Raw genomic sequence first — 14,109 nt, forward strand, 5'->3', positions numbered from 1 at the left:
CGGTAAGCTTAAGCGATACGCTCTTCAACTTTATCTTTCAGCGCAAACTTGATTTTCATCGTTTCCTTATCAAGATCTGCGATCAGTACGTCTCCCTGCTTGATCTGCATTCCAAGGATCTCCTCGGCTAAAGGATCTTCAAGGTATTTCTGAATGGCGCGGTGTAAGGGCCTTGCACCAAACTGCGAGTCGTACCCCTTATCGGCAATAAAGTCCTTGGCTTCTGGTGTTAGCTCAAGACTAAAACCAAGTGTTACCAGGCGCTTCATAACACCTTTCATCAGGATGTCAATGATCTCGAAAATATTATCCTTGCTAAGTGAATTGAAGATGATTACATCGTCGATCCTGTTCAGGAACTCGGGAGAGAAAGTACGCTTTAACGCTTTTTCGATTACAGCTTTATTGTTCTCTTCCGCATTCTGAACACGGTTAGCGGTTGCAAATCCTACACCTTCACCAAAATCTTTCAACTGGCGAACACCGATGTTAGATGTCATGATGATCAGGGTGTTTTTGAAGTCAATTCTTCTACCCAGGCCATCCGTCAGTTGTCCATCATCCAAAACCTGCAACAGGATGTTGTAAATATCGGGGTGCGCTTTCTCAATCTCATCCAACAAGATTACGCTATACGGCTTACGACGTACCTTTTCGGTAAGCTGTCCGCCTTCTTCGTATCCTACATAACCCGGAGGTGCACCAACCAAACGGCTAACGGTGAACTTCTCCATGTATTCACTCATATCGATCCTGATGAGTGCGTCTTCGCTGTCGAACATATAGCGTGCAAGTGCCCTTGCCAACTCTGTTTTACCAACACCGGTGGGACCTAAGAAAATGAATGTTCCGATTGGTTTCTTAGGATCTTTAAGACCTACCCTGTTACGCTGGATTGCCTTTGTAATTTTGGAGATAGCTTCTTCCTGACCCACTACCATTGCCTTCATGTCTTCACCCATCCTGCGAAGCTTATCGGTTTCAGCCTGCACCATACGCTTCACCGGAATACCCGTCATCATGCTTACTACTTCAGCAATCGCTTCCTCATCAATCGGGTAACGCTTGTTTTTACTTTCTTCTTCCCAATTGTTCTTAGCCTTTTCAAGGGCTTCACCCAGGCGCTTTTCGGTATCACGAAGCGCAGCAGCTTCTTCGAAACGCTGACTTTTAACGACCTTATTTTTTTCAACTTTGATGTCTTCAATCTTCTTTTCAAGATCAAGGATATCCTGTGGTACGTTAATGTTTTTCAAGTGAACGCGGGCACCAACTTCATCCAAGACGTCGATAGCTTTGTCCGGCAATAAACGGTCGGTCATATACCGGTCGCTCAGTTTCACACAAGCATCAATCGCGTCTTCAGAATAAGATACGCTGTGGTAATCTTCGTATTTGCTTTGGATGTTGGTTAAGATCTGAATGGTTTCCTCGATAGAAGGGGGATCTACCATTACCTTCTGAAAACGCCTGTCAAGTGCACCATCTTTTTCGATGTACATGCGATACTCATCGAGCGTTGAGGCGCCGATGCACTGGAGTTCTCCCCTAGCAAGGGCCGGCTTGAAGATGTTTGAAGCATCCAGTGAACCACTGGCACCACCAGCGCCCACGATCGTATGAATTTCATCGATAAACAGGATAACGTCCCTGTTCTTCTCGAGCTCATTCATGATTGCTTTCATCCTTTCCTCGAACTGACCGCGGTATTTGGTACCGGCAACCAGGGCTGCAAGGTCAAGGCTGATTACGCGTTTGTCGAAAAGAACCCTGCTGACTTTACGCTGAACGATACGGAGTGCAAGACCTTCGACAATGGCGGTCTTACCCACACCGGGTTCACCAATCAAGATTGGGTTATTCTTTTTCCGACGGCTGAGGATCTGGCTTACCCTTTCAATTTCTTTCTCCCGTCCTACGATCGGATCAAGAGAACCGCTTTCTGCAAGCTTGGTAATGTCGCGGCCGAAATTGTCCAGCACAGGGGTTTTACTTTTTGTGTTGCTTGCCTGTTTTGCTTTTTGCTGCGCAGAATAACTCTTCCTTTCATCATCGAAATCATCATCGTTGTCCTCGGTGTATTCGTTGCGCGGATCGTTACTTCTTACCATACCTAATTCGTTTCTGAAGATGTCATAGTCTACATCAAACTGGTTAAGGATTTGGGTAGCTATATTTTCTTTGTTTTTTAATATTGACAACATCAGGTGTTCTGTTTCTACAAGGGGGCTTTTCAATGCCTTTGCTTCCAAAACAGTAACCCTAATCACTTTCTCGGCCTGCTTTGTCAAAGGCAGGCTGTTGATGTTTGCAATGTTCTTACCCGTTTTATCTTTTACTGCCAATTCAACTTCTTTACGTAATTCGTACAGGTCTACATTCAACGTTTTTAATATGCGGATAGCTGTATTTTCTCCCTCACGTATCAAGCCAAGCAATAAATGTTCGGTTCCAATGAAATCATTCCCCAACCTGAGAGCTTCCTCTCGGCTGAATGAAATGATCTCCTTTACCTGGGCTGAAAAATTATTATCCATGATGTTTAAGTTACTTGATACAATAATAACGAATAAATTTGATGCTTAGTTGTGTGCATTTATGCACACGTGTTAATCTAAAACTAAAGAATATGGAGGTCAAAATTGATACCAAAGAGAAATTTCATGTTGTAACACTGAATGAAGCAGACCTCTCTGACAATATAGCAGCAGCCCTTTCAAATGAGATAAGTGCATACCTCCATAAAGATATCAAAAACGTTGTGCTTAAGCTACCTGCAACAGAAACCATCACCGAAAACGCTGCTGTACAACTTAGCAGGTTGCAGCAAAAATTCTATGACAACAGTGCATCTTTTGTAATCTGTGAACTTCAGCCACCTGTTGAAAGCAGGCTCGACGAGCTTGAACTTTTGGAATTCATGAATATTACCCCCTCCGAAAGCGAAGCTTGGGATATTGTTCAAATGGAAGAAATCGAACGTGAAATGATGGAAGACAACGACATCACATTTAACAGCCATGGAGAGAGTTAATCCTGTTTTCAACTACAGTCAGGTGGTCCATAGCGCACGTTAGTTTACCGTACTCCCAATAACCTTCAACCAGCTGGCCCATTAGCACATTACTAATTGCAGGGGCAATTAGCTGATCTGCGTGCCCTTTGCTGCTCCACCCCGGTTTTCCGCCATGAACAATGCATCAGGGTTTTGTATTTATTGGGTGATTTGGTAATATCTTTGGCCAAACCGATATATTTAAGCAGCACATGTTTGGAGTTACGATCTTAGGCAACAATTCAGCGCTACCTGCATATGACAGGCATCCAACTTCGCAGGTTGTGACCTTAGATCAGTTCCAGTTTCTTGTCGACTGTGGTGAGGGCACACAAATGCAGCTTGCGCGTTATAAAATCCGGCGCAGCCGCATCAATCACATCTTTATTTCCCACCTGCACGGCGATCATTATTTCGGTCTTATCGGCTTGTTAACCAGCATGGGTTTGCTTGGCCGGGAAGCCGATCTGCACATTTTTGCAACTGCCGGTTTACAGGAAATCTTAAACCTCCAGTTTAAAGTAGCCGATACCCGCTTACCCTTTACGCTTCATTTTCATCCTCTCGTAGAAGAAGGTGTGCTCGTGGAAGATCCCCGTTTTTCGGTGGAAACCTTTCGTGTAAACCATCGCATTGAATGCTGGGGGTTTGTGTTCCGCGAAAAACGAAAACCCAGGAAAATTGACAAAAACAAGATTGGTGCATACGATGTATCTGCAGCTTCATACGAAAAACTAAAAAACGGGGATGATGTTATTGGGAACAACGGAGCCGTCATCAACAATGAATGGGTAACAACGCCTAATAGCCCGCCAAGAAGTTATGCGTATTGTGCAGACACCTTGTTCAATGCAAAAATCGCGGAGAAGATTAAAGGTATTACGCTGGTTTACCACGAAACCACTTACCTGAAAGACCTTGAAGAACGCGCCGCCAGCCGCTTTCATTCAACTACTGAGCAGGCCGCAAAAATTGCGGTACTTGCTGATGCGAAACGCCTGCTTATCGGGCACTTTAGCAGCAAATACGAAAAGCTCGACGAGTTTCTCCAGGAAACCCAGGATGTATTTCCGGCTACTGAATTAGCACTGGAAGGTTGTACTTACCGGATTTTTTAGTATTCGTTTTTGAGGTATCGGGTATCAGCATTATCGGATTACAGATTAGCGAATTGCGGTTTTAGAGAGGGAGAGATTGGGTATGGAATTGCGTATTGCTTTACCATTTTCGTTCTTTTTTTGACTGAGCAGATGTATTTCAATTGTAAATCGTTGCGTCGCACTCTTGTACTGTATCGCGGTACGGGGCAATTCAAAGCTAAGGGCTTAGGCAGTGGCTTGTACTTAAAGCGAATCAATTAACCAGCAAGCGATTACTTGTGAGACAAGCAATCACGTCTTTTACATTTTTAATTCTGCATTTTACATTTTCTCTCACCCATTTTCCGGCTTTCAAAGCCATGATCTTGCCATCGACTTAAACACGACAAGGTGATGCATGGCTGCAACTTCACCGTTTACCAACAGCGATCCCGCATAACTGAATTTAAGGTCCTTCCTTTTGCTTAAACTCGTCTGATGACACCTCAGCATGCACCAGCACCACCGCCTCTGTCATCGATTGAACCCACCTGTGTTAACGACGCTGGAGGCACCGCTAGAGTCTTGTGCAAAAGATTTCCTTCAGGAACAAACGTCTCGGTTTCAAAACCCGGGTGCGGAGGGCCAAAGGAAAGTCTGCTGTTGTTGGATTTATCATGTTGACGACCATTGTGGTTCAGGAAGCTGAATGGACCAGTATGTTGGGCGGCAAGCGGCTATTAGGCATTGCTCTGTAGGTGACAAAGTCGCCAATTGGTTTATAATGTGCTTTATAACTTCCCTTACTTGTTTTTATACGAACAGTAAGATCAAAACCAGGGCTCGTGTAGTTAAATGTATGTTGTTGGGGTCACGGTGCAAGCGCAGCTTTGAGAAAGTGGTTTTTCTAAGCTAATTGCCACTTGTTGAGCCATACTTACCGGGTAATAAAAGGGGGAAGCAACTTTCTTGAATAATTTGTTCTTTTACCGATCTACGGAAAAGCATCTGACACATTTGGAAAGTTGTAATATCAGGAAAAACACTCCGTAGACTTTTGTGGGGAACTAAAGCAGCAGAGCAATGTACATAAATCTCAACACTCGCATATGAGGATCACTTACGAAGAACTACAGGAAACATTTACCAGGGTATTAATAAAACTTTCATTTTCGGAAGAACGCGCAACGCTTTGCGCCAATATTTTTGCGGCGAACAGCCGCGACGGCGTTTACTCGCATGGACTAAACCGCTTCCCGGTGTTTGTGGAATATGTAAAAGAAGGGCTGGTGATACCGGATGCAGAGCCCATCCAGGTTTCTGAAAATGGGGTAACCCAGGTGTGGGATGGGCATCTTGCCCCCGGAATGTACACCGCCACCATCGCTATGCAGAAAGCAATAGAACTGGCGGGAGCAAACGGGATCGGATGTGTATCGGTGAGAAATACCAATCACTGGATGCGCGGTGGAACTTACGGCTGGCAGGCAGCAGATGCAGGTTGCATAGGCATCTGCGCATCCAACACAATCGCGATTATGCCTCCGTGGGGCGGGGCCGATCCGAAGCTAGGCAACAACCCATTAATCATCGCGGTACCCAGGACAAGAGGCCATCTTGTACTTGATATGGCCATGTCGCAGTTCTCGTATGGCAAAATGCAGGAGTATGAGCTAAGTAACAAACCGTTGCCCGTTGATGGCGGCTATGATACGCAGGGAAACCTGAGCCGCGATCCGGTAGCAATAAAAACTTCAAAACGAAGCTTACCGATAGGTTTTTGGAAAGGTTCCGGACTCTCCTTCATGCTCGACATCCTGCTCACCAGCTTAAGCGGGGGCAGATCCACACCGGTAATTACTGCTGGTGGAAAAGAGTTTGGGCTATCCCAGTTCTTTCTGTGTATACAACCTGCCCACCTTGATGAAGGTTTAATTGAAGAGATTGTGAAGTATACGCAAAGCAGCACCCCTGTGGAGCAAGGCAAAAGTGTGCGGTACCCGGGGCAAAGCACGCTGAATACAAGAATTGATAATTTAAAGAACGGTATACCGGTAAATGAGGCCATCTGGCAAACGGTATTACAAATGCAATAACCCGGCGGCCCTGTTCCGCTTGAAACACTGGCATAGATTTGCGCTAATCAACCACATGACTACCCGAAGAAAATTTTTCCTGATACTTATACTTGGCATGTTGTCGGCAATAGGCCCCTTTTCTATTGACATGTATTTGCCGGGTTTCCCGGCTATTGCGGCCGATTTGAATACCACTGTTGCCCACGTTTCCCTTTCATTATCCAGCTTTTTCATCGGGATCTCTACCGGTCAACTTATTTATGGGCCATTACTCGACAGGTACGGTCGAAAAAGACCGCTTTATACCGGGCTCATCATCTACCTCATCGCTTCAATCGGATGTGCCTTGGCTACATCGGCTGATGCATTGATCTGGTTCAGGCTCATCCAGGCACTCGGCGGTTGTGCAGGAATGGTTGCCGCGCGCGCAATGGTTCGCGACCTCTTTCCGGTTGAAGAAAATGCAAAGGTATTTTCCACTCTGATGCTTGTTATCGGGGTTTCACCGATTATTGCCCCAACGCTCGGTGGCTACATCTCTGCTGAATTTGGCTGGCACTACGTATTTGTGGTACTGACAGCAATGGCGGCATTTATTCTTATTGCAGTGCACTTTTACCTTCCTGAAAGTCGCAAGCCGGATACAACGCTGTCGCTACGTCCAAAGCCAATCATGCGCAGCTTTTTGGCTGTTCTAAAAGAACCGCAATTCTATACCTATGCCTTAACCGGTTCTGCAGCTGCAGCTGGTTTATACGCCTACATATCGGGCTCACCATATGTATTCATGGAATTGTTCAAAGTATCGGAACAACAATACGGCTGGATTTTCGCACTTGTTGCCATTGGCCTCATTGTGGCGAGCCAATTGAATAGCTTACTGCTCAGAAGGTATAAAAGTGAGCAAATCATCCCGGTTGCATTGTTCTTTCAAAGCATCACCGGGATCACCCTTTTTTTCGGTAGTATTTATGGCTGGCTTGGACTTTTTGGTACTGTAGGGCTGATATTTTGTTTTCTTAGTTGCCAGGGCTTCACGTTTCCCAACTCTTCAGCTTTATCACTTGCACCCTTCTCGAGAAACGCAGGTAGCGCGTCTGCATTAATGGGCGGCATCCAGATGGCAATTGGTGCATCAACATCCGCATTGGTCAGCTTGCTTAGTAACGGGACTGCCCTTCCAATGACTGGGGTCATGGCTGCTTGTGCAATATCAAGCTTTAGCATCCTGTTGATCGGGCGAAGAATCATCTACTCCAGGGCAACGGTGGAGAAAACACAGGAAGAAAGCGCCGAGATGCTTATTACATCCTGATTCAATGTCGTTTACTTAAGAGAAATCTTTGGTGACCAGCTGTGGGAATTCTATTTGTCATCGTTGTGTCCTCCCTTGTACCGCATGCCTTTATTCACCTTTTTCTGCCACTTTTCTTAAGTAAACGACATTGCCTCCTGATCGTTCATTATTGCGGCGAGCCCTGGGCCTAATCTCTTTTAATTGAAAAACGATCGAAATGTTGGTCGTCCACCTTTGTGATGACTACATTGCGAACCATTGCCCGGTCGGGTCCCTTCCAACACCATTTGATAAAATCCTGTAGCGCTTCTTCCGATCCTGTTGCCAATATTTCAACCTCGTCATCATTGGTATTTCTTACCCAGCCGATCAAACCTTTTTCGACAGCTACCTCCTTAGCAGTTGCCCGAAAGAACACACCCTGAACTTTTCCGCTTACCACCAGGTGATACGTAGACATTAGTATGGTAGATTGATCTAAATAATAAGTCACTCTTGCGTGACCAATTGTTCAAAATTCAAGGCCGGGATTACGCTGTTACCTTTGGCCCAAAACAAAACAGGTAGAGCATTTACGACAGTACTACAGCTCCTAATGGTGGCAGGTGAAGCCGTAATTTATAACGATCCTCTTTTTTATTGATCAGCTCTGCATTGATGTCGGGGTTGTAAACATCCCCGCTGCCCCAGTAGCTTTTGCTGTCACTGTTAAATACCTCTTTCCATCGTTTCTTTTCTCCCACCTCAATTTCAAAATCAAACCTGGGAATAGCTGTCATGTTTAGGATGATTAGAACATCATCCCTTTGCTTCAATCCCTTGCGCTTGTAAACCATGATGCTTTCCTGCCGATGGTTCAGGTCTACCCACTCAAAGCCTTCAGGCCCGAACTGCTTTTCGTGCAATGCGGGTAATTTCCGGTAAAGCATGTTCAGGTCACGAACGCAATGTTGCAATAACTTATGACTATCGTGTTGCAAAAGATCCCACTGGAGTTCCGAACGATAGTTCCATTCGGAAGTTTGTCCAAATTCATTGCCCATAAACAGGAGCTTTGCTCCGGGATGTGTAAACATGTAGGTGTACATCAAACGGAGGTTCGCAAACTTTTGCCAGGTATCGCCCGGCATCTTGTAGATCATCGGACTTTTACCATGCACAACTTCATCATGGCTCAGGGGCAGCATAAAGTTTTCGTCGTTGAAGTACATCATGCTGAACGTGAACTTATCCTGGTGAAACTGCCTGAAATAAGGATCCATTTTAAAATAGTCGAGCGTATCATGCATCCAGCCCATCATCCACTTCATGCCAAATCCTAAACCGTCTGAAAATGTTGGACGGGTTATGCCAGGCCAATCGGTTGACTCTTCCGCAATTGTTTGTACATCCGGGAAGTCGCGATATATGGTTTCATTAAGGTCTTTGATAAATGCGATAGCTTCCAGGTTGCCGTTGCCGCCAAATTCGTTTGGTTCCCACTCTCCTGCATTCCTGCTGTAGTCAAGCCGCAACATCGACGATACTGCGTCGACACGAATACCATCGATATGAAAACGTTCGAACCAAAATCTTGCACTGCTGATCAGGAACGATTTTACCTCGCCTCGTTTGTAATTAAAAATATAAGAGTTCCAATCGGGGTGAAAGCCCTTACGCATGTCGGCGTACTCATAGGTATGGGTACCATCAAACATAAACAACCCATGCGCATCATACGGAAAATGCGACGGCACCCAATCGAGGATAACCCCGATACCGGCCTGGTGGAAAGCATCCACCATTTGCGCAAACTCCTGTGGTGAGCCAAAACGACTTGTAGGTGCGAAAAAGCCAGTGCCCTGGTAACCCCAGCTTCCATCGAAGGGGTGTTCCATAACCGGCATAAACTCTACGTGCGTAAAGCCAAGGTCCTTCACATACGGAACGAGCAGCTCCGTGATTTGCCCGTAAGAGTTATACCGTTCTTCATCATTTTTATCGGGCCGCATCCAGCTGGCCAGGTGCACTTCGTACACCGAAAACGGCGCCGACAAGGCATTGTTTTCAGCGCGTCTTTTCATCCATTTCGAATCTTTCCATTCATAGTTGGTTGCCCAGGTAATGGATGCGGTATGCGGACGGTGCTCCCAATAGTGGGCATAAGGATCCCCTTTATCGAGCAAGGCGCCATTAAAGCCATGTATGTGGTATTTGTATGCTTCACCTGTGTGCACATGTGGTATAAATCCTTCCCATATACCCGAGTTATCGGTTCGCACATGCAGCGGGTGACTTGTTTTATCCCAATGGTTGAAGTGCCCGATAACCGAAACAAATGTGGCATTTGGCGCCCATACTGCAAAGTAGGTTCCTTTAGTATCTAAAACTTCCAGTTGCTTATTGCCAAGGAAGTTGTACATACTATAGTGGGTGCCGTTCTGAAAATTCCGAACATCCTCGTCGGAAAAAAGCGAATAGTTCCACACCGGCTGGGTTGCATTCACAAAGTAAAGCTCCTCGTATTTTTTACGCTCAGCAGGTATAGCCGACTTTATACGCTTGCTTCGTGAAGCATCTTTTTTTTGCCTGTCTTTCTCTTTTCGTTCGTCCTGATCCAGGTTGACGTTGTCCGTACTTTTTCTGACAGCCATAACAGTTAGGTTTATGCGTAAAGATAGGAAATCAGCCGGGCAATTTTCAGCCGTACCATGTAATATAAAGTTGGTCTTAATTCCTGTAAAACATAGCATTCGATGCTTTACAAACCTGTAACGCGAGGCAATTCACCTGTTAAAAACGGTGCATTTGCTTTTATCCATTTATTAACTTTTACGATACAAAGACTTCGAAAATTAAACACGTTCTTGTAGTTAACCACAACTAACTGCCATGAAATTTGCCTGTATTCTGCTAGGTCTTTTCCTTTCAGTCAGCCCCTTATTGGCGCAAAAAGGCTCCATTACAGGCACAATAAAAGACACCTTCAATAATGTACTTCTCGAAAATGCAGTCATATCCGTATTGCGGGCCAAAGACTCTGTACTGATTAGATTTACCAGGTCCGGCAATAAAGGGAACTTCAGTTTGCAGAACCTTCCCCAACAACGCAACATATTAATGATTACTTATCCTGGTTATGCCGATTACTTTGATGAGGTAGATCTATCTGCGAAGGCAGAAAGTATGTTGGGCGAAATTGCCCTTTCTACAAAAGCACGGCTGCTGGCTGATGTAACGGTGCGACAGAAGATCGCGGCAATCAGGATGCGCGGCGACACGATTGAATATAACGCAGACAGCTTTAAAGTAAGGGAAGGAGCATCTGTAGAGGAGATGATCCGAAAGATGCCCGGATTACAGGTTGACAAAGATGGAAACATTACCGCCCAGGGTACAAAAGTGGAGAAAGTGTTGGTTGACGGCGAAGAATTTTTTGGCGATGACCCAACAATGGCGACTAAAAACCTGCAGGCTGATGCTATCGATAAAGTGCAGGTGTTCGACAAGAAAAGTGATCAGGCGGCTTTTACAGGAATTGACGATGGTTCAAAAACAAAAACCATCAACCTTACCATGAAGGCCGACAAGAAAAAAGGATACTTTGGAAAACTTGATTTGGGTGCAGGGCCGAATGACCGGTGGAACAATACATTAATGCTTAATGCCTTCAAGGATAAGCGAAAGTTCAGCGTTTACGGGATCATGAGCAGCACCGGCAAAACCGGGCTCAGCTGGGACGAAAGCAGTAGGTACGGTAGTGACAACGGAATGCAATATGATGCCGATGGAGGGTACTTCTTTACGAGTGGTGGCGGCGACGATCTTTCCGGATTTGATGGAACATATGGCGGTGAGGGCATTCCAAAAAGCTGGAGTACCGGTGTTAACTACGGCAATAAATTTCACCTGGATAAACAAAGTTTGAACGGAAGCTACCGCTACACCAAATTAAATACCGAAGGTGCGGGCAACACCATTACGCAGTCCATTCTGCCAAACAATACCTTCACCAACCTCGAAGATCGCAGTTCATTCAACAGCCGCGAAAGGCACTCAATAAATGGCACTTATGATTGGCAACTGGATAGCTTCACCTCCATAAAGGTTACAGCCAATGGCTTCCAGGGTACCAACTTTGGCACAAGCGGCTATCGCTCTCAGTCGCTTGACAGCCTTGGCCAAATGATCAACAGCAGCAATCGTAATGCGTATAGCAATGGCACAAATAACAGCCTCAGTAGTAATTTTCTGCTCAGGCGCAGGTTCAAAAGAATAGGTCGCACCGTATCGTTAAGTTTCGATCAGCAAAGCAGGAACACCGAATCCAATGGTTATTTGTATTCCTTCAATCAATTCTTTTCCAAAGCCGGGTTGATCAACACCGACACGATAGACCAACAGAAAATAAACGAGGTTTCAAATAGTGGCTACTTTACTAAAGCCGTGTTCACTGAACCGCTGGCAAAAGCAATCTTCCTGGAAATAAATGCCGGCTACCGGGTGAGTAATAGCGAGTCAAGAAAGCTGTCGTACGACAAAGGTTTTGGAGGCAAATACGATGTGCTCAATGATACCTTCAGTAATCATTACGATTTTAAAGTACTTACCAGCAGTGCCGGCACAATGCTGCGTTTTAATGGTAAAAAGCTCACCCTCGCCGGAGGAGGTGAGGTGGCGTTTGCTGATTTCAGACAAGAAGATGTTATCCGGAAAAGCGTTATCAATTACAACTACACCAACTTTTTTCCACGCAGCCAATTCAACTACAAATTCAACACCAACACCCGCCTTTCGATAAACTACAATGGCAATACCCGCCAGCCTGCAATTGAACAACTTCAACCCATTCGCGACAATACCAACCCACTAAATATTGCAATCGGCAACCCGGATCTAAAGCAGGAGTTCAGACATTCTTTCAATATGAATTTTAATTCTTACAAAGTGCTTTCGCAACGTGGACTTTATGTTTACGGCTCCTTTTCTACGGTTTCAAATGCGATAACCACAAATGAACAAACAGCTACCTCGGGCGACTCTATTGGCCGCAGAACTTATCAATACATAAATATGAATGGCAACTACAATGGCTTTTCAGGTGGGGGCTACAGTATGAAACTGAAGAAAGCAGATATGAATATCAACTTCGGCTTTAGTATCAACGTTAACAGCAACAACAACATCGTCAACCGGCTAAGAAACACAACCCGCAACAATTCATTCGGGCTTAACCTGGGAGCCTCAAAGTTCAAAGAAAAAAAATATGATGTCAACTACAATGGGCGCGTTCAGTACAACACTTCTGTCTCGTCTATTCAGCCCGGCAGGAAAACAAATTATTACACCCATGGGCATGACGTGTACCTCAACATATCCCTTCCGTATAAATTAGAATTTAATACCAGCGTTAATGCAAACTTTCGTCAGCGGATCAATGCATTTGACCGCAACAACGACCAGGTGGTTTGGAATGGATATATCGGCCGGAAGTTGATGAAAAACGATAAAGGTCTGATCAGTCTTGCAGTAAATGATATCCTCGATCAAAACCGCGGTTTTAACCGGGTAATCAATTCTACCCTGATAAGGGAAGATAATTATGAAACGCTCCGGCGCTACCTGTTGTTAAAATTCACCTGGAACTTTAGCAAAACGCCGGGGGGAATGCAGCCACGATAATGCAGATTGAAAGTGGCTATTAGGAAAGTTGTTCACCAGATTGCGCTTGATTTAAATACAACACCATGAACCCAACAAAATTGATTGCAGTTAGTGTATTGCTATTTTTTATCTACCAGGGAAAGGCACAACAAACATTTATTCCCCAGGGTAAAATCGAATTTGAGAAGCGGGTAAATCTTTATAAAAACCTAGAGGCAGAAGAAGATGAAAGCTGGAGAAACATGCTCAAACAAACCGTTCCGCAGTATAAAGTAAACTATTTCGATCTCTACTTTACCCGCGATAAAGCAATTTACCAGCCGGGACGTGAAGCCGTTGGCACACAAAAAATTCCCGACTGGGTCGAGGGTCCAGCTAACGACAACATTGTTTTTACCGATTTTTCAACGGGGTTATTCAACAGCCAGAAAACTGTGTTTGAAAGCATATTCAACATCCAGGATACGCTTCAGAAGATTGACTGGAAAATTTCAACAGACTCAAGAACCATCGCGGGTTTTGAATGCCGTAAAGCAACTGCAATCATTATGGACTCTGTTTTTGTAGTCGCATTTTACACCGACCAAATACTTACGTCAGCTGGTCCCGAGTCTTTCACCGGGTTACCGGGAATGATATTAGGTCTCGCCCTACCCCGGCTAAATACCACCTATTTCGCTACTAAGGTGGAACTGGCTGAAGTAAAGGCAAGCGTACTTCTGCCACCGAAAAAGGGTAAAAAAACAAACATTCCCGCATTGAGATCACAGCTGAAAGAAAGTATGAAATCATGGGGTAAATGGGGCGACAGAAACATTTGGCTTATCATGATCTAATCAACTTACACATGAACGAGCCTACGCTGATCAGACTTTTTTTGTCACCAGCATTTGAACTTCGTCGCGACATCGTTGGCCGCCCGGCTGCGCCAGTCCGACGGGAGACGCTCCGTTCTGC

The 14,109-nt window shown here is 45.1% G+C and carries 9 protein-coding genes; 6 read left to right on the top strand and 3 right to left on the bottom strand.

Translation table 11 applies throughout. The annotated features are described in order from the left end of the window. Positions 1-8: 8 nt before the first annotated feature. Positions 9-2,537: an ATP-dependent Clp protease ATP-binding subunit gene (locus EXU57_RS10490; RefSeq protein WP_133268153.1), complete on the bottom strand. Its 2,529-nt coding sequence runs from the start codon at positions 2,535-2,537 to the stop codon at positions 9-11. 92 nt (positions 2,538-2,629) lie between these two features. Here EXU57_RS10490 and EXU57_RS10495 point away from each other — a divergent pair, with 92 nt between their 5' ends. From EXU57_RS10495 to EXU57_RS10510, 4 genes are all read left to right on the top strand, one after another. Further along, positions 2,630-3,034, top strand: a complete 405-nt coding sequence (locus tag EXU57_RS10495; RefSeq protein ID WP_133268154.1) for an STAS domain-containing protein — start codon at positions 2,630-2,632, stop codon at positions 3,032-3,034. A 233-nt stretch (positions 3,035-3,267) separates the two neighbouring features. Continuing rightward, positions 3,268-4,173: a ribonuclease Z gene (locus EXU57_RS10500; protein WP_133268155.1), complete on the top strand. Its 906-nt coding sequence runs from the start codon at positions 3,268-3,270 to the stop codon at positions 4,171-4,173. Positions 4,174-5,243: 1,070 nt separating this feature from the next. Continuing rightward, on the top strand, positions 5,244-6,230 hold the full coding sequence (gene yiaK, locus EXU57_RS10505) for a 3-dehydro-L-gulonate 2-dehydrogenase (protein WP_133268156.1): 987 nt from the start codon (positions 5,244-5,246) through the stop codon (positions 6,228-6,230). 55 nt (positions 6,231-6,285) lie between these two features. Further along, positions 6,286-7,527, top strand: a complete 1,242-nt coding sequence (locus EXU57_RS10510; protein WP_133268157.1) for a multidrug effflux MFS transporter — start codon at positions 6,286-6,288, stop codon at positions 7,525-7,527. Positions 7,528-7,696: 169 nt separating this feature from the next. On the opposite strand, the gene EXU57_RS10515 is transcribed toward EXU57_RS10510, so the two are convergent. Continuing rightward, the gene (locus tag EXU57_RS10515; protein WP_133268158.1) at positions 7,697-7,969 is read right to left on the bottom strand and encodes an acylphosphatase; all 273 of its coding nucleotides are present in this window, start codon (positions 7,967-7,969) and stop codon (positions 7,697-7,699) included. 112 nt (positions 7,970-8,081) lie between these two features. Next, complete coding sequence (gene glgB, locus EXU57_RS10520) at positions 8,082-10,142, bottom strand: 1,4-alpha-glucan branching protein GlgB (RefSeq protein WP_133268159.1); 2,061 nt, start codon at positions 10,140-10,142, stop codon at positions 8,082-8,084. Between the two features lie 238 nt (positions 10,143-10,380). Here glgB and EXU57_RS10525 point away from each other — a divergent pair, with 238 nt between their 5' ends. Together EXU57_RS10525 and EXU57_RS10530 are read left to right on the top strand one after the other, a co-directional pair. Further along, positions 10,381-13,170, top strand: a complete 2,790-nt coding sequence (locus tag EXU57_RS10525) for a TonB-dependent receptor (RefSeq protein WP_133268160.1) — start codon at positions 10,381-10,383, stop codon at positions 13,168-13,170. A gap of 65 nt (positions 13,171-13,235) precedes the next feature. Continuing rightward, the gene (locus tag EXU57_RS10530; RefSeq protein WP_133268161.1) at positions 13,236-13,988 is read left to right on the top strand and encodes a GLPGLI family protein; all 753 of its coding nucleotides are present in this window, start codon (positions 13,236-13,238) and stop codon (positions 13,986-13,988) included. Positions 13,989-14,109: the final 121 nt, after the last annotated feature.

Source organism: Segetibacter sp. 3557_3 (genome assembly GCF_004354985.1).
Lineage (GTDB): Bacteria > Bacteroidota > Bacteroidia > Chitinophagales > Chitinophagaceae > Segetibacter.